Origin of the sequence: Nocardia cyriacigeorgica NBRC 100375 (assembly GCF_000308555.1) — a bacterium.
GTDB lineage: Bacteria > Actinomycetota > Actinomycetes > Mycobacteriales > Mycobacteriaceae > Nocardia > Nocardia cyriacigeorgica.
The window spans coordinates 1-22,714 of record NZ_BAFY01000067.1 but is presented as its reverse complement, the minus strand read 5'-3'; the positions used below and the strand labels follow the sequence as shown (position 1 = coordinate 22,714).

29 protein-coding genes are annotated in these 22,714 nt (G+C 67.4%); 9 read left to right on the top strand and 20 right to left on the bottom strand.

Annotation, left to right across the window (positions count from 1 at the left end; genetic code table 11):
• The 3 genes from RJ05_RS05815 to RJ05_RS05805 form a co-directional block, all read right to left on the bottom strand.
• Positions 1-993: cytochrome P450 family protein (locus tag RJ05_RS05815; RefSeq protein WP_036533949.1), on the bottom strand; the 993-nt coding region annotated here is incomplete at its 3' end.
• Between the two features lie 30 nt (positions 994-1,023).
• Positions 1,024-2,196, bottom strand: coding sequence for an aminoglycoside phosphotransferase family protein (locus tag RJ05_RS05810; RefSeq protein ID WP_036533947.1), 1,173 nt, complete (start codon positions 2,194-2,196; stop codon positions 1,024-1,026).
• A gap of 167 nt (positions 2,197-2,363) precedes the next feature.
• Entirely contained in the window at positions 2,364-2,795 is a 432-nt protein-coding gene (locus tag RJ05_RS05805) for a hypothetical protein (RefSeq protein ID WP_249040608.1), read from the bottom strand.
• Positions 2,796-2,899: 104 nt separating this feature from the next.
• Between RJ05_RS05805 and RJ05_RS05800 the strand changes: the two genes are divergently transcribed.
• The 3 genes from RJ05_RS05800 (at position 2,900) to RJ05_RS05790 (ending at position 4,822) form a co-directional block, all read left to right on the top strand.
• On the top strand, positions 2,900-3,532 hold the full coding sequence (locus tag RJ05_RS05800; RefSeq protein WP_036533945.1) for a MerR family transcriptional regulator: 633 nt from the start codon (positions 2,900-2,902) through the stop codon (positions 3,530-3,532).
• A gap of 243 nt (positions 3,533-3,775) precedes the next feature.
• Positions 3,776-4,357, top strand: coding sequence for a DUF3558 domain-containing protein (locus RJ05_RS05795; RefSeq protein ID WP_036533943.1), 582 nt, complete (start codon positions 3,776-3,778; stop codon positions 4,355-4,357).
• A 69-nt stretch (positions 4,358-4,426) separates the two neighbouring features.
• A complete protein-coding gene (locus RJ05_RS05790; RefSeq protein WP_138445800.1) occupies positions 4,427-4,822 on the top strand; it encodes a hypothetical protein in 396 nt (131 codons plus the stop codon).
• Here RJ05_RS05790 and RJ05_RS32125 read toward each other — a convergent pair.
• A complete protein-coding gene (locus RJ05_RS32125) occupies positions 4,780-5,535 on the bottom strand; it encodes a hypothetical protein (protein ID WP_255220919.1) in 756 nt (251 codons plus the stop codon). The genes RJ05_RS05790 and RJ05_RS32125 overlap by 43 nt on opposite strands.
• Here RJ05_RS32125 and RJ05_RS32120 point away from each other — a divergent pair.
• Both RJ05_RS32120 and RJ05_RS05780 read left to right on the top strand, forming a co-directional pair.
• On the top strand, positions 5,491-6,165 hold the full coding sequence (locus RJ05_RS32120) for a hypothetical protein (protein WP_255220918.1): 675 nt from the start codon (positions 5,491-5,493) through the stop codon (positions 6,163-6,165). The two genes, RJ05_RS32125 and RJ05_RS32120, sit on opposite strands and share 45 nt — an antisense overlap.
• Positions 6,162-6,944: an ESX secretion-associated protein EspG gene (locus RJ05_RS05780; RefSeq protein ID WP_036533939.1), complete on the top strand. Its 783-nt coding sequence runs from the start codon at positions 6,162-6,164 to the stop codon at positions 6,942-6,944. The genes RJ05_RS32120 and RJ05_RS05780 overlap by 4 nt, the downstream gene beginning before the upstream one ends.
• Before the next feature lie 20 nt (positions 6,945-6,964).
• Here RJ05_RS05780 and RJ05_RS05775 read toward each other — a convergent pair whose 3' ends face one another.
• Positions 6,965-7,651, bottom strand: a complete 687-nt coding sequence (locus RJ05_RS05775; protein ID WP_036533938.1) for a DNA alkylation repair protein — start codon at positions 7,649-7,651, stop codon at positions 6,965-6,967.
• Positions 7,652-7,877: 226 nt separating this feature from the next.
• Between RJ05_RS05775 and RJ05_RS05770 the strand changes: the two genes are divergently transcribed.
• Positions 7,878-8,303, top strand: coding sequence for a hypothetical protein (locus RJ05_RS05770; RefSeq protein ID WP_051016277.1), 426 nt, complete (start codon positions 7,878-7,880; stop codon positions 8,301-8,303).
• A gap of 302 nt (positions 8,304-8,605) precedes the next feature.
• Here the strand turns inward: RJ05_RS05770 and RJ05_RS05765 are convergent, their stop codons facing one another.
• Together RJ05_RS05765 and RJ05_RS05760 are read right to left on the bottom strand one after the other, a co-directional pair.
• Positions 8,606-8,818, bottom strand: a complete 213-nt coding sequence (locus tag RJ05_RS05765; protein ID WP_036533935.1) for a DUF397 domain-containing protein — start codon at positions 8,816-8,818, stop codon at positions 8,606-8,608.
• Positions 8,802-9,680 (bottom strand): helix-turn-helix domain-containing protein, encoded by an 879-nt coding sequence (locus tag RJ05_RS05760; RefSeq protein WP_036533956.1) that lies wholly within the window; start codon positions 9,678-9,680, stop codon positions 8,802-8,804. The genes RJ05_RS05765 and RJ05_RS05760 overlap by 17 nt, the downstream gene beginning before the upstream one ends.
• Positions 9,681-10,020: 340 nt before the next feature.
• Here RJ05_RS05760 and RJ05_RS05755 point away from each other — a divergent pair, with 340 nt between their 5' ends.
• A complete protein-coding gene (locus tag RJ05_RS05755) occupies positions 10,021-10,896 on the top strand; it encodes an oxidoreductase (protein ID WP_036533934.1) in 876 nt (291 codons plus the stop codon).
• 178 nt (positions 10,897-11,074) lie between these two features.
• On the opposite strand, the gene RJ05_RS05750 is transcribed toward RJ05_RS05755, so the two are convergent.
• The 13 genes from RJ05_RS05750 to clpS form a co-directional block, all read right to left on the bottom strand.
• Positions 11,075-11,500 (bottom strand): SRPBCC domain-containing protein, encoded by a 426-nt coding sequence (locus RJ05_RS05750; RefSeq protein WP_036533931.1) that lies wholly within the window; start codon positions 11,498-11,500, stop codon positions 11,075-11,077.
• Positions 11,501-11,570: 70 nt separating this feature from the next.
• Positions 11,571-11,960 carry a DUF3817 domain-containing protein gene (locus RJ05_RS05745; RefSeq protein ID WP_373365051.1) on the bottom strand — a complete coding sequence of 130 codons (390 nt, stop codon included), beginning with the start codon at positions 11,958-11,960 and terminating at the stop codon, positions 11,571-11,573.
• A complete protein-coding gene (locus RJ05_RS05740) occupies positions 11,957-12,457 on the bottom strand; it encodes a transcriptional regulator (protein WP_051016275.1) in 501 nt (166 codons plus the stop codon). Before RJ05_RS05740 ends, RJ05_RS05745 begins: the two co-directional genes overlap by 4 nt.
• Before the next feature lie 83 nt (positions 12,458-12,540).
• Complete coding sequence (gene rdgB / locus RJ05_RS05735; RefSeq protein WP_036533929.1) at positions 12,541-13,149, bottom strand: RdgB/HAM1 family non-canonical purine NTP pyrophosphatase; 609 nt, start codon at positions 13,147-13,149, stop codon at positions 12,541-12,543.
• A complete protein-coding gene (rph, locus tag RJ05_RS05730; protein WP_036533927.1) occupies positions 13,149-13,919 on the bottom strand; it encodes a ribonuclease PH in 771 nt (256 codons plus the stop codon). Before rph ends, rdgB begins: the two co-directional genes overlap by 1 nt.
• Positions 13,920-14,089: 170 nt before the next feature.
• Positions 14,090-14,854: a cyclic nucleotide-degrading phosphodiesterase gene (locus tag RJ05_RS05725; protein WP_081597183.1), complete on the bottom strand. Its 765-nt coding sequence runs from the start codon at positions 14,852-14,854 to the stop codon at positions 14,090-14,092.
• A gap of 428 nt (positions 14,855-15,282) precedes the next feature.
• Positions 15,283-15,969, bottom strand: a complete 687-nt coding sequence (locus RJ05_RS05720; protein WP_373365052.1) for a rhomboid family intramembrane serine protease — start codon at positions 15,967-15,969, stop codon at positions 15,283-15,285.
• Positions 15,970-16,120: 151 nt separating this feature from the next.
• On the bottom strand, positions 16,121-17,083 hold the full coding sequence (locus RJ05_RS05715; protein WP_036533921.1) for a PLP-dependent cysteine synthase family protein: 963 nt from the start codon (positions 17,081-17,083) through the stop codon (positions 16,121-16,123).
• 6 nt (positions 17,084-17,089) lie between these two features.
• Positions 17,090-17,362 (bottom strand): MoaD/ThiS family protein, encoded by a 273-nt coding sequence (locus RJ05_RS05710; protein ID WP_036533918.1) that lies wholly within the window; start codon positions 17,360-17,362, stop codon positions 17,090-17,092.
• Between the two features lie 37 nt (positions 17,363-17,399).
• Positions 17,400-17,822, bottom strand: coding sequence for a M67 family metallopeptidase (locus RJ05_RS05705; protein WP_036533916.1), 423 nt, complete (start codon positions 17,820-17,822; stop codon positions 17,400-17,402).
• Between the two features lie 153 nt (positions 17,823-17,975).
• Entirely contained in the window at positions 17,976-19,028 is a 1,053-nt protein-coding gene (locus RJ05_RS05700) for a P1 family peptidase (protein ID WP_036533913.1), read from the bottom strand.
• Between the two features lie 378 nt (positions 19,029-19,406).
• Positions 19,407-19,976 carry an oxidative stress transcriptional regulator AosR gene (gene aosR, locus RJ05_RS05695; protein ID WP_036533910.1) on the bottom strand — a complete coding sequence of 190 codons (570 nt, stop codon included), beginning with the start codon at positions 19,974-19,976 and terminating at the stop codon, positions 19,407-19,409.
• Positions 19,977-19,998: 22 nt separating this feature from the next.
• Complete coding sequence (gene clpS, locus RJ05_RS05690) at positions 19,999-20,370, bottom strand: ATP-dependent Clp protease adapter ClpS (protein ID WP_036533908.1); 372 nt, start codon at positions 20,368-20,370, stop codon at positions 19,999-20,001.
• Positions 20,371-20,549: 179 nt separating this feature from the next.
• On the opposite strand from clpS, the gene RJ05_RS05685 reads away from it, so the two are divergent.
• Both RJ05_RS05685 and RJ05_RS05680 read left to right on the top strand, forming a co-directional pair.
• Positions 20,550-21,860 carry a nicotinate phosphoribosyltransferase gene (locus RJ05_RS05685; RefSeq protein ID WP_036533905.1) on the top strand — a complete coding sequence of 437 codons (1,311 nt, stop codon included), beginning with the start codon at positions 20,550-20,552 and terminating at the stop codon, positions 21,858-21,860.
• A gap of 240 nt (positions 21,861-22,100) precedes the next feature.
• Entirely contained in the window at positions 22,101-22,673 is a 573-nt protein-coding gene (locus tag RJ05_RS05680) for an isochorismatase family protein (RefSeq protein WP_081597182.1), read from the top strand.
• Positions 22,674-22,714: the final 41 nt, after the last annotated feature.

The window sequence follows — 22,714 nt, the reverse complement described above, 5'->3', positions numbered from 1 at the left end:
GCAGGCGGCCATGCTGATGACGACGGGCTGGTGGGCGGGCAGCCAGACCTCATCGATCAGGATGGGCTGGCGCGGGTAGGTGATCAGTAGATTCGCCAGCGGCGGGTCGTTGAACAGCACTTCGTCCAAGGCATCACGCGAGGACAGGTTTCCGCCGAGCACGCTCCCGCCGAAACGCTCGTCACTGAGCACGAGCAGCAGTGTGTTGGCGATCAGGTTGAGCTGGAATTCGATTCCCGTGCCGTAGACCTGGGAGACGTGGTGCGAAACCTCCACATCATCGAGCGCGGATTCGTGTTGCAGCAGCGCGGAGGTGATGTCGTTGCCGGGTTCACCGCGTTTGAACGTCACCAGCTGCATCAGCGCCTCACCGAGCAGCTGGTTGCCCTTCTCGGCGTCGACTCCCTCGAGCAGCGCCGCCGTACCCGCCGCGACCCGCTGACCGATCTCGGCCGGGCAGCCGAGCAGGAAATTCACCACTTCGAACACCAGCGGAAAGACATACTGCCGGATCAGATCCGCCTGCCCGTCGGCGCAGAACGTGTTGATCAGCGGAACGGCGATCTTCTCCACGACGCCGTTGAGCGCGTACAGATCCACGTTGTCGATGCCCGCGGTGATGGCTTTGCGGTAGCGCACGAAATCGGCGCCCGAACTCCGGCTCGCCATCGGCCGCCATTCCAGCAGCGGAAGGATCGGGCAGTCGGCCGGCACATTCTTCTGCCATGCCCGCGGGTCGGCGGGGAAATGTTCGGGGTCGTTGAGGATGCGCACCGCGGTGCTGTATCCGATCACCAAGGTGGCGGGGACGTCCGGCGCGAGCTCGACCGGCGCCAAAGAGCCGTAGCGGTTGCGCATTTCGCGGTAGTGCCGATGCGGGTCGTCGGCGAACTCGGCCGAATGCAGCGGTACGCGCGGGCCGAGGGTGAGTGTCGGCGATCCGTGGGCCACCGGGCACGAGGTGAGCTGCGCCCAAGGGGTGGAGGTAGTCACGCGGGAACTCCAGACTGTTCGGATTGTCGGTCAGACGCCGAGGGCATCCAACGAGTCGTGATCGTCCAATGCGGTGGTGATGCGTTCGAGCAGGGTCAAACAGGTTTCGACGGATTGCATCTTGGGTTGGTAGGCCGCGCGACCGATGGTGAAGGCCCATGCCGCGTACGCGAACATGGATTGCTGCCGATAGGCCAGCCACGCGTCGTCGAACGCCGGCGCGGAGCCACGGACCCGGGCGAGTTCGTCCAGATAGGCCGCAAGCAGATCCCGGTCCCATTTCCGCCGGTCCTCGGGTTCGCATCCCGAGTTCACGGCGTAGGCGAAATCGTGTGCCCAGCCGCCGCGCATCACGACCTGCCAGTCGACGAAACCCATCCGGCCGTCGCCGGTGACGTAGGTCTGTCCGATATGCGGGTCGCCGTGCAGCAGAGTCGGCGGAAGGTCGTCGGTGGCCAGCTCGATCGCCCGTTCGACGCCCGCCCAGAGCCGTTCGCTCTGTCCGCGAAGAGATTCGGGAATCACTTCGTCGGCCCGTTCCAGTCCGATCGCGCAGCGTTTCTTCATATCGATCGCGGCGAGATAGGCCTGGAGCATGTAGCTCGGGGTGTTGAGGACGGCGATCGACGGATGTTCCCAGAACGTGCCGTGCAGGCGCGCGAGATTGCGCACCAGATCTTCCATCTGTGACTTGCTCACCGAGGTGGTCGGCTCGACGAAGACGGCGCCTCGGGTGGCGGCGATGTCCTCCATCAGGGCGATCGAACGCCAGGACGATTCGTCGGCGGCGCCCCAGTATCCGACCGGTGCTTCCATGTCGACCTCGGGCCGGAAGTCGCGGAAGAACCGGGTCTCGCCGGTGATCATCTTGCCGCCGCCGAGCAGGATGCGCTGGCTGAAGGCCGTCGTCGTCTTCGCGAACAGCGCGGTCGGCAGTCCGGCCTGCTCACCCGCTTCGTTGTATTCGACCGCGATCGCGACTCGGGTCGAGGTGCCCCGGCTGCCGTTGGAGGTCTCGCAGGAGACCACCTCGGCGCCGGGGACGTCGCGGCACAGCACCGCGGTCAGCCAGGCGGGGGTGATCGTTTCCCCGGACACCGGGACGTCGTCGATGGTTCGCGCCTTGGGCCGGATGAGCTTCTCCCCCAAGATATGTCCGCCCACCGCGATCGATCGCCCGAGCAGCCATAGCTTGTGGTTCATTCGCTTGCCTCGATTTCCGAATCATGACGAACTGTACGAGCGGCCTGCTTCGAATGCACTGGCCCGGACGACAGTACGCTAAGCGAACGAAAAATATTGAATGACAATATATTAAGACTGACCGGCCTGTTTGGTTGCCCCCTCGCATCGTTCAGCGAGCCGGCACCTCAGATCCGGTCGATCCCGGCGACGAGCGTCGCGATTCCCGACACCAGCAGCCCGGCCACCAGCAGCGTCGCACCCAGCCAGACGCTGATGATCATTCGGTTCGGCCGCTGCGGGCCGCGCCCGAGCACCGAGAGGAAGAAGCCGAGCGGCATCAGGATCGCGGCGACCAGGACAGCGATCGCTCCGCCGGCGGCCCAGCCGGTGCTCGCGCCCGTCGCATTGCCGAGGACGGCGAGCAGCAGGCCGAGCACGACCAGCACCCCGGCGTGGGCGTGACCGGCGCGGAAGAAGGACTTTTGCAGGTCGTTGGTGTCGTGAGCGCCGGTGAAGACGCGCAGTAGGAACGTGCCGCCGAAGGCGATGGTGACGACCGAGAGGATGGTCGCCCCGAGCACGATGCTCATGAACGGCGAGATCAGCGAGGTATTCATGACTGCTTCCTGGCGTCGTGGATTCAATTGGATAGTGCGACTACCCAATGATGGATAGCTACACTATCCAATGTCAAGGGCCAACCGGAGGAGGAGCAGACGCGATGCTGATGTCGGAGCTGGCGACCCGCACCGGAGTGCCGGTGCCGACGATCAAGTACTACCTGCGCGAGGGCGTGCTCATGCCCGGCCGCGCCACCAGCGCCACCCGCGCCGAATACGGAGAACCGCACGTCGAACGCATCGCACTGGTGAAAGCCCTGTCCGGGCACGGCCTGTCGCTGGCGAAGATCAAAACGATCGTCGGCCTGATCGACTCCCCCGACGAATCCCTACTCACCGCCCTCGGCGCCGCCACCTCCGCGCTCCCGCCGTCACCCGACTCCGGTGCCGGCACCGAATTGCCACGCGCGCGAGCCGCATTCGCCGCCCTCGGCCGCCCGCTACCCGCCGACCTCCCCGCCGCCGCCCAGCTCGAACAAGCCCTCGCCGACGCCGAAGCCGCGGGCCTGCCCATGACCGAGGACCGCCTGCGCGCCTACGCCCCGCACATCACCGCCATCGCCGCCTACGAAATCGACCGCATGCCGCTGGACTCCCCCGCGGCAGCCATCGAATACGCCGTCCTCGGCACCGTCCTCTACGAACCCATCCTCGCCGCCCTCCGCCGCATCACCCACGCCGAACTCACCGCCCAACGCCTCGCCGAGGCCGGACCGGCGGAAAGTTCGCCCTAGGCATCACGCCGCGAGTCACAGGAGCGCGGGCCGCTCTCGGCGGATGCTCGCTCATGTGTCCCCTTCGCGGCCGAATCCGGCACCTGTCGTTCGTGACCATCGGGAGCCGGCCGCGCACACAAGCAGGCGACCGGTCGTGGGTGCCGGGAACCCGCATCCTGGACACCAGATCGGGTGGAACCGGATGCCGGTAAGGTGCGTCCTATTCAGTGTCGGTCTTTTCGCACCGAAAGCAGGAGGGGTATGCGTACCGCGAGTAAGGCACACAGAGGGGTCGCGGTCCGCGCGATGCTGGGCGGAATCGCCGCGGTTGGGCTCGTCGCCGGGTGTTCGACGTCGGTGGATGGGGAGCCGGCGGCGCAGGGGGCGAGCGAGTCGACGCGGGAACAGACGGTGCAGTGGAATCCGTGTACCGATCTGCCGGATGAGGCGTTGGCGGCCACAAAGGTGGTCCCCTCCTCGAAGGATGCGGTCACAGATGCACCGACCGGGGACGTGTCCTACCGAATTTGTCGCTGGGATTCGACCGAAGGCCCCTACCTCGTGTACGTCGGGTCCTCGACGTACACGCAGGCAGATGCTCGGGCGAACACCAACCTGACTGGCCTGGAAGAAGTTCAGATCGGCCCCCGCTCCGGCTTGACGTACGGCGAGAAATCAGACGAGGAGCGCTCGACCTGCTGGGTGAACCTCCCGTGGGAAAAGGGAACGATCGAAGTGTCTGTCAGCTGGCTCTACGGCGAGGAAGCATCGATGCCGGAATCACCGCCGTGCGGCGTGGCAGTTCGACACGCCACTGAGCTCGAGCCATACCTGCCCAAATGATGCGGCGATGAATCGCCTCGCGACAAAGATCAGGTCGGCCCGTCTACGGGCACCCTTGGGAGGGGAACTGTGACGACACCCGGTAACTCTGAGATGCCCGGATTGCTGAGCCACTGGAAAACAATGAAAACCCAAGCCGAGAACGGCGAACTGCGAATGGACCCAGAAATCGGGAATGCGTTGAAGGCCCGAGCAGATACATTGCTCACGGAACTGCGCAAGATGGTAGGGAACACCAAGCAACTCGAGCATGTGTCAGGCTTTGGAACCTTGAAATCTGCCGAGGCGCTTAGAGGGAAGTTCGCCGCCAAAGCTGTCACGGATGAGGATTCAGCCCAGAACCGGCTGAAGGAGAGCATTGAAATCGTCACGCTGATGAGCGAGACTTACGCCCTCGCCGTCCGCCGGATAGAGGAAACGGATCAGTCGACGGCCGGTGCGCTCGGAAAGACAGGGGCGCAGTAGTGGGGCTCGACTTTCCTGAGTGGGTGGACCAGGTCGGCCACATCGCCAATCGGGCAGGCCAAGAGATCGGCGAGGCCCTGGGTCTCGGCGAAGCCGACCAGAACAAGCGCGATGATCAGCAGCGAGTCAATGATGAGAAGGCGAAGTGGGATGCCGACCGAGCGATAGTCAATACCGAGTGGACCGGCCTGCTCGGCGAGTACGGTAGTGATCAGTTCGCTGGTCGCGTCATCACTGTAAAAGACCCCTTCGAAACGATGTCGCATCAGGAGATCTACGACGCAATAAAAGACGTCGACCCTGCTGCGATCAACACAAAGGCCGATGGTTGGCGAAACCTCACCCGGGACGCTCGCGATGCGATCGAGGCATTCTCCAAAGGCGTCGAAGAAGACATCACCAACTACTGGAACGGCCAATCCGGCACGGCCGCAATCGAAGGCACTCGCGCGTTCGCGACCTCGTTCACGACAATCGCAGCCTGCTTCCAGATGATCGCCCACGGTCTCGACCTCATGGAAGGCCATCTGGCGCAAGCCAAGAACTCCGTCGGTAAACCCGACGATACGACCGTCGGAGACAAAGTAATCAACGCCCTGCCGTTCCAAAGCGTCATCAAAGGCCCTGAGTACCGAGCCACAGAGGCGCAGGAAAACGCTCGCTTCGTGATGACCACGTATTACCGGCCCGGCGCCGAGGACGTCGACGGTCATACCCCTAATCTCCCGCAGCCCAAGAACCCTGTCGACGACAAGGACGAGGGCTGGAAACCGCCGGTCAACCCTCCCGGCGATTCGGTCTGGCCACCGTCGGGTCCCGGCGGGAAGGATCCCGGCGAGGAGATCGAGAACGGCGGCGGCGAGGAGAACACCGGCAACGGCGAAGAGTCGAATCCCACCGACGACACCACGACTCCACAGTCGACCACCCCTGCCTCCACCACACCCGCCTCCACCACTCCGGCGGGCACTCAGCTCCCGACCTCGGATCTTCCACGCGGCACCTCCGGCGGTCCGGGCGGGGTAGGCACCGGCGGTCTGGGTTCCGGCGGTGGTCTCGGCGGCAGCGGTGTCCCGTCGACGCCGGGGATGGGTCGCAGCCTGCCCGGTGGCGGCGCGGGGACGCAGGGCAAGGCGGCCGCGTCGACGGGTGCGGGTGCGGGTTCCGGACGTAACGGCCGGATGGGAATGCCTGGCATGGGCATGCCCGCCGGACGTGGCGGCGGCAAGGGCGAGGACGACGACGAGCACAAGACGCCCGACTATTTGATCTACGACCACGGCGACGAACTGCTCGGCAGTCAGCCGCCGGCGTTGCCACCGGGTGGAGTGATCGGCGGATGAGCGAATCACGTTGGCGAATGGACGGTTTGATGTTCACCCTGGCGGTGAACGCGTTCGGCCGTGACCGGTTGCCGTATCCGATCAAGTGGGAGCCGGAGCGTCGCGTTCCGGACGAACCGGTCCCCTACGACGACTATCAGCGGATGCGGCTGGAGGCGGGGCAGCGGCTCGCCGCCATCGCCGATCAGCGTCTGCACCGGGCGATTTCCACACTGCTGGAGCCGGAGGTGCGGGTGGAGGTGCACGGTTTCTTCGGCCAGGATTTCCGGCAGGTCGTGCGGATTCACGCCGGTATCGTCGGCCAGGCGGCGGCGATGGCGGTCCAATTGCCCGGACCCACCCAGGCTTACGGCCGCGACGTGATCCTGTCGATGCTGCCCGAACAGGCCCTCGCCGGCCAGGTCGTCGCACACCTGCCCAAGTGCGCGGGCGGTAAATACGAGGGCCTGCGTGCGCGTGGTTCGGATGTGAGCCGGGTGGAGTACGCCCAGCATCCGACTCGGCTGTCGCTCACCGAGAAGATCAACCGCATCGTGCGCCGCCCGCGCTCGAGCCTCGGCGAGGTCGGTGTCTACGCCGGCGGCGCGATCGACGGCCGCCCCACCCCCGACGTCCGCGGCTTCACCTGGATGGACTACCAGCCCAACGACGGCCGCTACCTCCTCCAACACCACCCCCACGACGAATTCACCCTCGCCCCCGCCCCACCCGAGGAGATAGTCCGCGCCCTCCAACACACCATCACCACTACCCGCCGCGCCACCGCGCCGGCGTGGTGAGCCGACGAGGATAGTTCGCCCTACTTCGCCTGCCGGCGACTGACCATTTCGTTGATCCAGATCGGGGCGTAGGGGGATGTGCAGCCCGGGGAGGTGGGGTAGTCCTTCAAGACCTCGAGGCGTTCGCCGATGTCCAGGGCTCGGGCGCGGAGGTCGGGGTGAGTGATGCCGATCTGGGCGAGGCAGGTGTTCATCGCCCATTGGAGGCGGTCGGGGGCATCTTTCATCTGCGCTTCGATGAGGTCGAGCAGTTCGGTGAGGTCGAGGCCCTCGGGGTTTTTGACGACGCGGTCGGCGGTGAGTGCCCAGCCTGCGCTTGCGACCAGCGGGTCGAGGTCGGCGAACCAGGCGCGGCGGAGGTCTTCGGCGTGTGGGTTCTTCTTCACCACGTAGTTCACCAGCCAGTCCTGCACCTTGGGTGCGCGCGCCTGGCGCATCATGGCGTCGAGCTCGTCGCGGTCGAAGGCCTTCGGACGGCAGATCAGCAGGGCCAGCAACCGGGCGGCGGTGTCGTCGGTGGCCCAGAGATCGCGGGCGAGGTCCTGCTGGGTCTTCAACCGTTTGGCGACCGCGCGCAGCTTGGTGAGGTTCACGCCGTGATCGTCACCGTGCTTTTCGTTCACCGCGCGGATCTTCGGGTCCTCGAGGGCGACCAGCTCGGCCAGCACCTGCGACACCGTCGTCTCGTTCGACGTCGTCTCGACCACGGAACCCTCCTGTCCGGCATCTGAGAGTTTCAGGCTACGACCTCACGGGGCGTTGTTCGACCCCATCGCGGCGGCCATACCCTGCGCAGCCAGCAATTCCCCAGCGACGGGAAGCTTTCTGCCGGTGCGCGGTGCAGGATCTTGACGGATCACGTATCGGCAGACGGTCATCGACCAGCACCCGCGCCGTGGTCGCTCGATCGTTTGTCGGAAGGAAAACTGCACAATGCGCGCGTTCGAACACGCAGCCAGGTTGGGTCTTGCCGTAGCGGCAATTCTTGCTGGATCACTGACCTTTGCCGGCCCCGCGAATGCCGCGACTCCGGCCTCGGTCTGTGGCAGCGGCTACCGCGTCATCGACACCCACAACCTGGGTAGCCTCGCCACCATCTACTTGCTCTACAACGGCCGAACCAACTGCGCCGTCACCTGGAAGACCGCCTACGTCGGCACAAAGACAGCAGTGATGGTCAACCTCGGGATCTGGGGGCAGAACTCGGCGCAGGTAGATGATGGGTGGTTCGCGTACTACGCCGGCCCCGTGAAGGTGGATGCTCCCGGTAAATGCATCGGGTGGGGCGGCTACGCAACCCCGCCCAATTCACCGAACTTGGTCGGCTGGAGCTCTCCTGGGCCGAGCCACTGCGGCTGAGCGGACAGTCCGATAGGCGGGCGCGAACTACCCGAGGCGCTCGCCGACCAGGCCGGCCACCCCGGTCGAGGACAGTCCGCGCAGACCGTGCTGGGAGATGAGCGGCCCGTGCGTCAGCCCGAAACAGGCTGAGGCACGGGCCGTCTCACTGAGAACCCTCCGGGCGCGCCGCGTTGTGCTGCGCCGCCAGCTCTGGCACGCGGGCGCGGACTTCACCGCCGATGCGGGCCCGGATGCCGGCGCCGCGCTTGGAGGCGACAGTGCGGGCGCGGCCAGCGCTGCCCGGCCGGGTGGCAGTTCGATCAGTGGTGGTCGAACCGTCCGGCGCGGGTGCGGGTCAGGAAGGAATCCCACTCGGACGGAGTGAAGACGAGGGCCGGGCCCGAGGGGTTCTTCGAATCACGCACGCCGACGCGCCCCCGACCGAGGTGCGCAACCTCGACGCAGTCCTTGCCGCCGGCACTCTTCGTGGACTTGTACCAGTTGGCTGCGCCTAGCTCATCGTTCACGCTCATACTCCCTTGCCTTTGCTCGCAACAGACACTTGGTGTCGACGGTGTCCAACGCTACCTCTTGCATTACCTTGAACGCCTTGCGAAATCGGTCCACCGCATCGCCTCTGTCGTAATAGATGTCAGCGGTGTACGACTCGATGTAGACAGTCGGCGGCTCATGCGCTGCGGGAGCGAAGTCAAGAATCGTGAACGGCCCGGTTGAGATTCCAGCAGGAAAGCCTCTGGCAAACGGCAGCACACGAACCGCGACATTCGGTGGCATGTCCGCGAGGTGACGCAGCTGAGCACACATCGTCTTCCTGCCGCCGACGACGCGATGGAGGACTGCTTCGTCCAGGATCAGGGATACCGTTACTGGATTTCGCTTCCGCGTGATGATCTTCTGCCTTCCCAGCCGCATACGCACGCGTCGTTCGAGCTCGTCGAGCCCATCCTTCGGGAAATAGGCTGCATCCAAAGCCCTTGCGTATGCGGCTGTTTGGAACAAACCGCTAACCATGTCCGGACGGAACACCGTCAAGCTCGACGCGACGGACTCCAATCCCACGTAGGGCTGGAAGTCCGCCGGAATCAACTCCCCGAACTCATGCCACCACCCACCATTCCTCGACTCCCCGTCCGCCTCCTTCGCCAGCCCCAGCAACGCCTCCTGCTGCTCCACCTCGTCATACAGCTCGCACAACCCCACGATGTCCGGGATGTGAATCTTGCCGGGATGCCCCGTCTCCAACCTCTGCACCGTCCCGGCCCCGCGGCCGATCTGGCGTGCGGCTTCGGCGATGCTCAAGCCCGCCGCTTGGCGCATTTCGCGCAGGTGCTTACCCAGTTGACGTCGCGGCACCGTGTTGCCCGATGTGGGCATAGTGATCCCCTCCTGCGAATGGCACCCCTGCCGAGGACCCATTGTGGCCCAATCCTGGACGCGGCACAGGGAAAACGTGAAGATCGGTGCGATCTGACTATCACCGCAGGTTGAAACCCATAGCGGCCTGGTTTCCTCGCTTCCGGCATCGGAGCCCGGGCCCGCCGTCACCACGCCCCTGCCGTGGCGGCGCATCCGGTATCGGCCATGGCGGCCGCGCTGGGTGGCGATCCGTATCGCCCCGGTCTCCGATGCTCCACAGCGGCGAGGAGGCACACTGGGGCATATCAGCGTCCGAGACACACTTCACAGGGAACTTACCCAGGAGTAAGGTCGGTGCATGGCGTGGAAACCTGAGCAGATATCCGATCAGACCGGACGCACCTTCGTCGTCACCGGAGCCAATGGCGGCCTCGGCGTCGAGACCACCAAGGTGCTGGCGAGCAAGGGCGCGACGGTGGTCATGGCCTGCCGGAACACGGCCAAGGCGCAAGAGATCGCCGATCGCATCGACGGCGATGTGAAGGTCGCGCCGCTCGATCTGGCCGACCTGTCATCGGTGCGCGAATTCGCCGACAACTGCGGCGAATTCGATGTCCTCATCAATAACGCCGGCCTGATGAACGTGCCGTTCTCCCGGACCAAGGACGGCTTCGAAACCCAGTTCGGCGTCAACCACCTGGGTCACTTCGCGCTCACCGGTCTGGTGCTCGACCGCCTCCGTGATCGGGTGGTGTCGCTGGCGAGCATCGCGCACAAGCAGACCCCCAAGCTCTGGATCGATGACCTGAACTACGAAAACCGCCGCTACCAGCGCAATCTCGCCTACGCGCAGTCCAAGCTGGCCAATCTGATGTTCGCCCGCGAACTTCAGCACCGGCTGGAGGACGCCGGCTCGTCGAAGCGGTCCTACGCGGTGCATCCCGGCGTCTCGGCCACCGACCTGTTCGCCCGCACCGAGACCCCGCTCGACTACATCAGCAAGCCCTTCATCCGGCTGATCGGCCACGCGCCCGCCAAAGCGGCCCACTCCACCCTGTTCGCCGCCACCGACCCCGACGCCGACCCCAACACCTACTGGGGCCCGACCCGCCTGTTCCAGTCGCAAGGCCCGGTCGAACCCTCCCCCTCCACCAAGCTCTCCAAGAACCGCGACCTGCAACGCCGCCTCTGGGAAGAATCCGAACGCTTCACCGGCATCACCTACAAGTTCTGAGGCCGGGGATTCCTCAGGCGGTCGCCCTACCGGCCGGGCCGACCGCCTGACGCATCCGATCCCGATCTCCACCCCGCCCGTATGCCGGCGAAATCACCGAATCCGATCACGCGGCAATTCGCTCCCACCACTGGGAAGACCGCGGTTCCAGGGCCCGGCAGGATCTTGACAGATCGCGCTACCCGCCCTCGGCGGCTTCCTTGATTCCTAGTACGTGCGTCTCCCACACGCTGCGCGAGTGCGCCGCTTCCTGCTCGTCGGCGTTGTTGTCCTGGGTGAGGGTCAGGTGGGTGGTGTCGTCACCGGTCAGTTCGTAGGTGAGGGTGTGGTAGTTCGCCGGGGTGTCGGGCTGGCCGGACAGGGGGCTGTAGTGGGTCAGCTTCAGTAATCGGCCGGGCTCGGCGGCCAGGATCTCGCCTTTGTCGGTGTAGGCGCGGTTCTGGTATTCGCCTTGCCAGACGATGGGGCTGCCCACCTTCCAGTCGGTGCGCACCTCGGCGCCGAACATGAAATCGCGGATTCGCTCCGGGTCGGTCAACGTCGCCCACACCTGTTGCGGCGAGGCATCGATGTCGATCTCGACCATGGCGGTGAAGCCGGTCATCGCACTCAACTCCTCTCGCTCGATACCTCGACCCTAGGCCGCGAGAGGCGATGGCTATTGCAGAAAGGCGTCAGACGCCGAAATCGCGTTTGACCTGCTGGGCGTTGCGGTGCTCGACGAAGAAAGACAGCAGCGGGATGGTGCCGGCGAGCAGGGTGCCGACGGTGCGGCCGGCGGGCCAGCGCACCTTGACCGCGAGGTCGGCGGTGAAGATCAGGTAGATGAAGTACACCCAGCCGTGCACGACGGCGATCCAGCGCGGGGTGTCGACGTCGAAGCCGTACTGGGCGATCATCTCGGCGGTGAGCAGCAGCAGCCACAGACCGGTGGTCCAGGCCAGCACCCGGTAGCGCAGCAGGGCACTCTTGATCTTGCCGGTGTTCGCGGGGGCCTTGGCAGGGGTGGCGGGGGTGACGCCGTCGGTCAGCGTGGTGTCGGTGGAGTTGTCGCTGGCGCTCAACCGGCGCTCCTCTCGGTGTCGCTGGTGTCAAGGCCCGCGGCGCGGACCCGTTCACCGATCTCGTCGGCGTGCAATTGCGCCAGGTACTTGTTGTATTCGGCCAGCGCGGGATCGCTGCCCCGCTCCGGCCCGGCGTCCGGCCGATCGACCCGGGCCTTCGGCCGCTCGGGCAGGATGCCCGCCGGGATCTCTCGCGGCGCGGCCTTTTTCGCCTTCGCCGGTTTCGGGGCGGCTTCGGCGGGGGCGGCCTGCTCTTCTTCGGCTTCGCTCTCCAAGCGGACGAACCGGAAATACGCGAACACCGCGAACGCCGCGAACAGCGGCCATTGCAGCGCGTACCCCAGGTTCTGGCCGGTCCCACTGGACGACTCGAACCGCTCCCACTGCCACCACCCCAGCGCCAGACACGCCACCGCGGCCACGACCACCAGCGCGATCAGCGCGGGCCGATTATGCCGGGGGCGATGCTGCGCCGAACGGTCGGAAGGAGCGGACACGCCTACCACGGTACCCGTCTACTACAGCGGCCGTAGGAGCAGGTGGGCGCTCTCACCGGACCGACCCGGTGCCGGGCCAGCGTTCAGCCGGCCAGGGCGGTCAATGCGGGCAGCAGCTGCTTCAGCGCGCGGCCGCGATGGGAGACGGCGTCCTTTTCCGCGGGCGTCAGCTGGGCGGCTGTGGTCGTCGCGCCTTCGGGGATGAACAGCGGGTCGTAGCCGAAGCCGCCGTCACCGACGGGCTTGCGGCCGATCGCGCCCGGCCATTCGCCGCGCACCACGATCTCCTCGCCGCCGGGCACCACGAGCGCGCAGGTGGAGACGAAGCGGGCGCCGCGGCGCTCGTCGGGAACGTCGCCGAGTTGGGCGAGCAGCAACGCGTTGTTCGCGGCGTCGTCGCCGTGGCGGCCGGACCAGCGCGCCGACAGCACGCCGGGCATGCCGTTGAGAGCGTCGACCGCGATGCCGGAGTCGTCGGCCACGCACGGCAGGCCGGTGGCCGCGGCGCCGTCGCGGGCCTTGGCGAGGGCGTTCTCCTCGAACGTCGCGCCGGTTTCGGGCGCTTCGTCGTAGGCGGGGACGTCGTCGAGGCCGACGATCTCGAGCCCCGCGACCCCGGCATCGTCGAGGATGCGGCGCAGCTCGTTCAGCTTCTTGGCATTACGGCTGGCGACGAGTACCCGGCGGCCCATCACTTCTTCTTCGGTTCGGCCGGCTCGGGCAGTACACCCGGGTACGGCAGCGCGAGCGCTTCTTTCTGGACGGCGAACAGCTGCTCGCAGCCGGCGAGCGCGGAATCGAGCAGCTTGTCCAGCGTGGAGCGCGGGAAGGTGGCGCCCTCACCGGTGCCCTGCACCTCGACGAGCGTGCCGGTGTCGGTGGCGACCACGTTCATATCGACCTCGGCGCGCGAATCCTCCTCGTACGGCAGGTCCAGGCGCACCCGGCCGTCCACCACGCCGACGCTGACCGCGGCGATGGCGCAGGAGATCGGCTGCGGGTCGGCCAGCTTGCCCGCGGCCGCCAGATAGGTGACCGCATCCGAGAGCGCGACATACGCGCCGGTGATCGCGGCAGTGCGGGTACCGCCGTCGGCTTGCAGCACATCGCAGTCGATGGCGATGGTGTTCTCGCCGATGGCGGCCAGGTCGATGCAGGCGCGCAGCGAACGCCCGATCAGACGGCTGATCTCCTGGGTGCGCCCGCCGATCCTGCCCTTCACCGATTCCCGGCCGCTGCGGGTGTGGGTGGCGGCGGGCAGCATGGCGTATTCGGCGGTGAGCCAGCCGAGTCCGGTGTCGCGCCGCCACGCCGGCACGCCCTCGGTGACGCTGGCGGTGCACATCACCCGCGTCTGACCGAACTCCACCAGCACCGAACCGGCTGGATGCGTGGTGAATCCACGCGTGATCCGTACCTCGCGGAGCTCATCGTCCGCCCTGCCATCGGCTCGTCTCGACACGAAGGTCAGCGTAGTGGGATCGGGCCGACCGGGTGCGCCGGGGGCTCGAGCAGGTCTCACCCAGCGCGTCACGTCGACAGGGGTACGCGGCTCGTTTCAGTATCGACGGCCCGCCGGCGCGACCGCGGCGCATCGAACTGGTGAACTCGCCCTCAGACCGACCGCTCGCCTCAGAGGTCGAAGGTCTCCCCCGGCGCCACGGCGTGCACGGGTCCGGTGAACTCGGCCTTGGCTTCGGCGATCACGTCCTCGCGGGAAGTCCACGGCGGAATGTGGGTGAGCAGCAGCTCCTTGACGCCCGCCTCGGCCGCGATCCGGCCCGCCTCGGTGCCCGAAAGGTGAATGCCAGGAGGACGATTGGCGGGATCATGGGTCCAGGACGCTTCCGCCATCAGGATGTCGGCGCCCTGCGCGAGTTCCTGCACCTGATCGCACATGGCGGTGTCGCCGGTGTAGACGAAGGTGCGTCCGGCCGCGGTGACGATGCGCAGGCCATAGGACTCCGGCGGGTGGAACATCCGGCGCGCGGTGACGGTGTGGCCGGGGCCGAACTCGACCGCCTCACCCTCGTTCCACGGGCGCATGTCGATCACGTCGGACCAGTCGTCGCATTCGCCGCCGACCTCGGCCGAGGCGTTGCCGATGCGCAAAGAGGTGTCCGAAGGACCGCGCACGATCGCCTTACCGACCGGCGGCGTGGGGTGGTAGCGCCGCCAGACCAGCAGACCCGGCAGGTCAAGGCAGTGATCGGCGTGCAAGTGGGTGAGGAAGATCGACACATCGCCCGGGTTGGCGTAGCGCTGCAACGCGCCCAGCACTCCTGGACCGAAATCGATGACGACCGGCTGCATATCCGGGCCGGTGAGCAGGTACCCCGACGCTGGGGAGTCCGGGCCGGACACACTGCCCGAGCACCCGAGGACGGTAAGGCGCATCCCACCATGCTGCCACGACGAATTCTCGCTCAAGAGCCGATCCCCCAAAAAGCCGGGCCGCGACCGCGGGGACCGGAAACTCGCGACAAAACCGGTCTGCGCCGCACGACGGTGTGGACGTTCATCACCAGAGAGTACCCAGCGAGCACACGGTCCATCCCATCCGGCCGAAAAGGTGGACATGCCAAGAGGTTCCAGGTGCGCGGACTGCTCAGAGCAGTCGAATTCACCCCTGCCACCCGCGACAGTCGCTCCGCGAACGCGCCAGAGCATCACCGGAGATCAGCCGCGCTGCCCGGTGCGCGAGGACGGGCGGAGCCGGGCGCGGCCGACGTTCGGCCAGCGTCGTTGATGCGCGGCGACCGACGACGACCTCGTCGCGGCCGGATCGCGACCCACGCCACACCGGCGCCGCGGAGCCCCTGGCTTCACCGCAAGCCCACCGGACCGCCGGCCCCCGGCGGCACCGCGGGCCGACGCTTGCGCTCATCCCCCGACAGCATCCACGCCGCGAGCACCCCGCCGACCGCGCCGAACAAATGTCCTTGCCAGGAGATGCCCGGTTGTCCGGGCAGCACACCCCACAGCAGCGAACCGTAGACGGCGAGCACGATCAATCCGATGACGATCTGGCCCACGTGCCTGCCGAACCAGCCGCGCAGAATGATGAACGTCAGCCAGCCGAAGACCAGCGCCGACGCACCCAGATGCACCGTGCCCGATCCGCCGGTGAGCCAGGTGCCGAGGCCTGCGACCACCCAGATGATCGCCGTCGCGGCGAGCCCACGGCCGATGCCGGAGACCAGAGCGAGGAACCCGAGCACCAGGACCGGCAGGGTGTTGCCGATCAGATGTGCCCAGCCGCCGTGCAGGACCGGGGCGTAGAGGATGCCGGTGAGCCCGTCGATCTGACGTGGCTCGATTCCGGCCTGATCCAGATCGACGCTCAAGACGGCATCGAAGCCTTCGATCACATAGAGCGCGGCGGTGAAGCCGAGGACGATCACCGTTGCCTGTGCCCACGCCGCGCCGAACCGGCTCGGCTTACCCGGCGGCGTCCGCGGCTGTGGCGGTGCGGCGCCGGGCACAGGTGGACGAGGCTGCTGGGCACGCAGCGCCGCGATCCGCTCCGGATCGAACGACGCCCCGATTCCACCGGTCACCGGCGATCACCTCCTCGCGGCGCCCGATCCACGGCCGGGCGCCGGCAATGCCGTAGCCGGCGGCGCTACACCGCCGGACGCATCTTCGAGGGTACCGGCGACCTCAGGCCCAGAGCTGGCCGTCGAGGCGTTCCTCGGCCTCTTCCAACGTGCCGTCGTAGGCGCCGGTGGACAGGTACTTCCAGCCTCCGTCGGCCACGACGAACGCGATATCTGCCCTGGTACCCGCCTTCACGGCCTTACGAGCGACGCCCAGCGCGGCATGCAGGATCGCGCCGGTGGAAATGCCCGCGAAGATGCCCTCTTCCAGCACCAGCTCCCGGGTGCGGCGCACCGCGTCGTACGGGCCCACAGAGAAGCGGGTGGTGAGCACCGACTCGTCGTAGAGCTCCGGGATGAAACCCTCGTCGATATTGCGCAGCCCGTACACCAGCTCGCCGTAGCGCGGTTCGGCCGCGACGATCTCGATGCCCGGCACCTTCTCCCGCAGGAAGCGGCCGGTGCCCATCAGGGTGCCGGTGGTGCCGAGGCCCGCCACGAAATGGGTGATCTCGGGCAGGTCGGCGAGGATCTCCGGGCCGGTGGTCTCGTAGTGGGCGAGCGCGTTGGCCGGGTTGCCGTACTGGTAGAGCATCACCCAGTCCGGGTTCTCGGCGGCGATCTGCTTGGCCATGGCGACGGCCTGGTTGGAGCCGCCCGCCGCCGGCGAATCGATGATCCGCGCGCCGAACATGGTGAGCAGCTGACGCCGCTCCACCGAAGTGTTCTCCGGCATCACACACACCAGCTGATAGCCCTTGAGCTTGGCCGCCATGGCGAGTGAGATCCCGGTATTGCCGCTGGTCGGCTCCAGAATCGTGCAGCCGGGTGTCAGCAGGCCGTCGGCCTCGGCCTGTTCGATCATGCGCAGGGCCGGGCGGTCCTTGACCGACCCGGTGGGGTTGCGATCCTCGAGCTTGGCCCACAACCGCACCGGATGCTCGCCCTCCCACTGCGGAGACAGGTTGCGCAAACCGACCAGCGGCGTGTTGCCGAGGGTCGCGATCAGCGATTCGTACCGCGCCACGAGGGACTAGCCTCCGGCGACGGCGGGCAGGATGGTGACGCTCGCGCCCTCGGGGACCTCGGCCTCGAGCCCGCCGGCGAACCGCACATCCTCGTCGTCGACGTAGATGTTGACGTAGCGGTTGAGCTTGCCGTCCTTGAGCAGGCGCTCCTTGAGCCCGGCGAAGTTGGCGTCCAGGTTCTCGATCAGCGCCGCCAGCGTGGACCCCTCGGCCTCGACCCGCTTCTCACCTTTGGTCAACGGGCGCATGATGGTCGGGATGGACACGGTTACCGGCATCGGGGAACTCCTCGGGTTGAACGAATATCGTTGGCGGTCAGTTGGTTTCGTAGCTGTCGACGATCTTCACCGGTTCCTCGGTGACCTCGCCGTCCAGGATCCGGTAGCTGCGCAGCTCGTGCCGCTCGGGATCGCGGGTGGAGATCAGCACGTAGTGGGCATCCGGTTCGGAGGCATAGGAGATGTCGGTGCGGCTCGGGTAGGCCTCGGTGGCGGTATGCGAGTGGTAGATCACCACCGGCACCTCGTCGGCGTCGTCCATGGCGCGCCACACCTTCAGCTGCTCGGCGGAATCGAAGCGGTAGAAGGTGGGTGACCGCTCGGCGTTGATCATCCGCACGAAGCGTTCCGGACGATCGGAGCCCTCCGGCCCGGCAATGATGCCGCAAGCCTCGTCGGGGTGGTCGGCGCGCGCGTGCGCCACCATCTCGTCGACGAGGTCGGCCCTGATCACGAGCACAATCGAACCCTTCCGCCTATCCGCACAGCCGTCACCGACCTGACACAGCCGTCAACGAGTGAGGATATTCGGGTATTCCGGGCGGGCTGCATCTGCCTCTCGACGCGGCGGTGACCAGCGGGGTTCGCTGCTGCTGCCGGCGGCGGTGAACATTCAGCCCGGGAACAGCTCGCGATAAGAAGGAATGCCCGCAATCGAGCGAGCCGAGCGGATGGCGTCGACGATCGCGCGTTCGACGCAGACCGCGGCCGCCGTGCAGAGCTGGTCCAGCACCAACAGGTCCGTGGGGAACGCCGGAGGAAGTGGCGGGGCCTCGGGTGCGGTGGCGGTGCCCGTGGCGAGCACGAAGATGGTGTCGCCGTCGAGCGGGGAATGGGCGGGGCGGATGGCGCGGGCCAGGCCGTCGTGGGCGGTGGTGGCCAGGCGTCGGGCGGCGAGGGTGTCCAGCGGGGCGTCGGTGGCGACGACGCCGATCGTGGTGTTGAGGATCGTGCCCTTGACCGGCAGCGCATTGGCGACGGCGAGTTGTTCGGGGGTGGCGGGGGTGAGGCCGAAGGTTGCCGGGCCGTCCGTGCCCGCACCCCAGAGCAGGCCGGTGCGTGGGTCGAAGACCGAGCCGACCGGGTTGGCGACCATCAAGGCGGCGACCGTCATCCCGGCCGCGGGACCGTCACCGAGGACGATGCTCGCACTGCCGATACCGCCCTTGATGGCGCCCGCTCGTGCCCCGACACCCGCGCCGACGGTGCCGCGCTCGAAGTCGACGGCCGCCTCGGCGGCGGCGCGATAACCGAACTCCGCGGTGGGCCGAATGTTCCAGTCCCCCACGGGAAGATCGAAGATCACCGCGCCGGGAACGATCGGCACCACCCGGCTCGGATCGGCCGGGTCCATCGGAATTCCGGCGCCGTTCTCCTCCAGCCACCGCATCACCCCGTCGGCAGCCGCGAGCCCGTACGCGCTGCCGCCGGTGAGCAATACCGCGTCCGCCCGCCGCACCGTGTTCAACGGATCCAGCACATCGGTTTCCCTGGTGCCCGGTCCGCCGCCGCGCACATCGACCGCCGCCACGGCCCCGCCCGGTACGCGGATCACAGTGCAGCCGGTCGCCGCGCCGGAACCGACAGTCGCGTCGTCATCGAGGACATGGTGATGCCCCACCAGCACGCCCGGCACATCGGTCAATGAATTACGCGCGCCCGCCATCGCATTCACGAGAACTCCTTGTCGCCGGTCCTGGAGGCGACGCTACCGGCCGCGGCGTACGCGCGCTGGCAGGCCTGATCGCCGCTGGACGCCGGCCGCCCCGGCGAGTGCCGTGAGCGAACTCTTCTCGACGCGCGCCAAGAACGTCCGGGCCGAGCACGGCAGCCGGTTCCCTGCTGCGCGACGGCCGCCGCGGCGAGGGGGCGTGAGCGAGCATCTCGACGTACGCCTACAGCTCCGGACCGCAGCCGACTCTTGATCAGCGCCTATCTCGGCATGCCCGATCAGGTACTCATCGAAGGCTCGATCACCGAGGTCGGAGCGCAGATTGTGTTCGGGGTTCGAGACCGACCGAGCGAATGTGAATTCGCAGCCGGTCTAGGGCGCGAGCGCCTGGAGCAGCGAGTCCTGCATCCAGGTCAGCCAGTGGTAGACGTCCAGATGCGGGGCGCGGGGGTCGTCGGGGTCGAATTGTTCCGGGGTGTCGGCGTCGATACCGAGGACGGCGCCGAGGGCCAAGCGGACGTCGGTGAGGGCGGTGAGCCAGGCGTCGGCCTGTTCGGGGGTGATGATGATGCGGCCGCCGTCGGAGGGGCAGGTGTCGAGGACGACGGCACCCGCGGCCAGTTTGGCGTCGATGATCTCGGGTTCGTGCAGGCTGCGCAGGGCGCTGTTGAGGTCGGCGCGGTCGGCGTCGGGCGAACCCGGCTCGCTGCGATGGAAGTCGGGTAGCAGGCGCAGCAGGCGCGGGTCGTCGGGCGGGGTGGCGTTACCGGTGCGCAGACCGGTGAGCGCGGCGAGATCGTCATCGGGGGCCGAGGAGGCTCGCTCGGTGAGCAGCCCGGAGACCGCACCGACCAGCGACCGCAGCACGCCCGCTTCCCGGGCGTCCATTTCGGATCGCAGTTTGAGACCGCTCAGCGAATTCTTCCGGCTCCACTTACGCACGTCGCTACGGTAGCCGTCCGAGTCAGTCGTCTCGCTGCATGGTCGCCCACAGTCCTGCGGCGTGTAGCCGACGGACGTCCTGTTCCATTTTGTCCCGCGAGCCGGACGATACGACCGCCTTGCCCTCGTTGTGCACCTTGAGCATCAACTCGGTCGCCTTGGCTTTGCTGTAGCCGAACAGCTTCTGGAAGATGTAGGTCACGTAGTGCATGAGGTTGACCGGGTCGTCCCAGACGACCGTGACCCACGGCCGATCTTCCGCCTCCAGGATCTCGGTGTATTCCACCGCCTCGGGCGTCGCCTGTGCCGACAGCGTCGCGTTCGCGGCGACCGCGACGGCGCCGACACGGGCCGCGTCCGTCCGATAGCGGGGTGCTGTATTGCACAGGGCCATACCGTCAAGGGTACGACGGAGCGCCGGATACACAACACCCGAGCATGATCAATTCCGCCGGTTCGGCCGTGATAAGAGGCTCGTCTGCTTTATCATGCCGACGCCGTTCACCCAGGTCGCCGCCGTATTCACGGCATCGAGACCGTCGACGGCGGTGCAAAGCCCACTACAGTGACAGCGTGGATCGCCGCGATGAGGTCACCAGCACCGCACTGCTGACCGATCAGTACGAACTGACCATGCTCGCCGCCGCGCTGGCCGACGGTTCCGCGCACCGGCAATGCACTTTCGAAGTGTTCGCCCGGCGGTTGCCACACGGGCGTCGCTATGGCGTCGTGGCGGGCACCGGACGCCTGCTGGAAGCGCTGGACGAGTTCCGCTTCGGGGAACCCGAGCTCGAGATCGTCTCCCGGTTCCTCGACCAGAACACCGTCGACTGGTTGCGCGATTTCCGCTTCACCGGCGATATCGACGGCTACGCCGAAGGCGACCTGTATTTCCCCGGCTCGCCCATCCTGTCGGTGCGCGGCAGCTTCGCCGAATGCGTGCTGCTGGAAACCCTCGCCCTGTCGATCCTCAACCATGACAGCGCCATCGCCGCGGCGGCCGCGCGCATGGTCAGCGCCGCGGCGCGGCGGCGGATGATCGAAATGGGGTCGCGGCGCACCCATGAGCTGGCCGCACCCGCCAGCGCCCGCGCCGCCTACCTGGCCGGATTCGATGCCACCTCGAATCTGGAAGCGGTGCGCCGCTTCGGCGTGCCCGGTGCAGGCACCAGCGCGCACGCGTTCACCCTGCTGCACAGCGGCGCCGACGGCGCGCACGAAGCGGCCGCCTTCCGCAGCCAGATCGAGGCGCTCGGGGTCGGCACCACGCTGCTGGTGGACACCTTCGACATCACCAAAGGCGTGGCCACCGCCATCGAGATCGCCGGACCACAGCTCGGGGGTGTGCGCATCGACTCGGGCGATCTGGGTGTGCTGGCCCGGCAGGTGCGCGATCAACTCGACGAACTCGGCGCGACCGAGACCCGCATCGTCGTCTCCGGCGATCTGGACGAATACGCGATCGCAGCGCTGCGCGCCGAGCCGGTCGACGTCTACGGCGTTGGCACCTCGCTGGTCACCGGTTCCGGCGCGCCGACGGCCGGGATGGTCTACAAGCTGGTCGAGGTCGAGGGCGTGCCGGTGGCCAAACGCAGCAGCCACAAGGAGTCGCGCGGCGGCACCAAGCGGGCGGTCCGGCTGGCCCGGCGCACCGGCACCATCGTCGAGGAGATCGTCTACCCGGCGGCAGCCGAGCGGCCCTCGGCGAACGGGTTCGAGATGCGCGACTTGCTGGTTCCGCTGGTCCGCAAAGGCCAGGTCCTCGACCAGCCGACCCTCGCCGAAAGCCGCGACCTGGTCGCTCGAGGGCTGGTCTCGCTGCCGTGGGAAGGTCTCAAGCTCTCCGCGGGCGACCCCGCCATTGCGACCACATTCCTCACCTGACGACGGCCGGGCTCCTCGCACCCTCGGGTCGATCGCCTGTGCCGACACTGTGCGCGCCCGTCTCTCGGACGGGCCTCGCGGTCGTGGTGACAGCGCTATCGGTGTGGTCGAGCCGGTTCGGGTCGCCTCGGATCCGGCGAACGCGCAACGCCACAGTGATGGCGCAGCGGCGCCGAGACCGGTGTGCGCGACCGGCGCCGTGGACGTGCCCGATGATCTGCGCGAGGGCAGAATCGAGGTATGGGTCGAGCTTTGGTGATCGTGGACGTGCAGAACGATTTCTGCGAAGGCGGCTCGCTGGCCGTCACGGGCGGGTCGCGGGTGGCCGAGCGGATCAGCGCGCACGCTCGCGCCCACGCCGACCAGTACGCGGCGGTGGTGGCGACCCGCGATTTCCACGTCGACCCCGGCGCGCATTTCTCCGACCATCCCGATTTCGTGGACAGCTGGCCGCCGCACTGCCGGGTCGGCACGCCCGGCGCGGACTTCCATCCGAACTTCGACACCACGCCGGTGCAGGAGGTGTTCTCCAAGGGCGCCTATGCCGCCGCCTACTCCGGGTTCGAGGGCGCCGCCGATGACGGCACGGCGCTGGCCGACTGGCTGAAGACGCGCGATATCGACGCGGTGGACGTCGTCGGGATCGCCACCGACCACTGCGTGCGCGCGACCGCCTTGGACGCGGCGGCATCGGGATTCGACACCCGGGTACTGCTCGGGCTCACCGCGGCGGTCGCGCCGCAGACCACCGAGCAGGCGCTCGCCCAACTACGCGCGGCCGGCGTGGAGCTCGAGGGCGCACTCGACAGCTGATCCGTCGGCCGCGGCATCGCGGGTAATCGCCAACCCGGGAG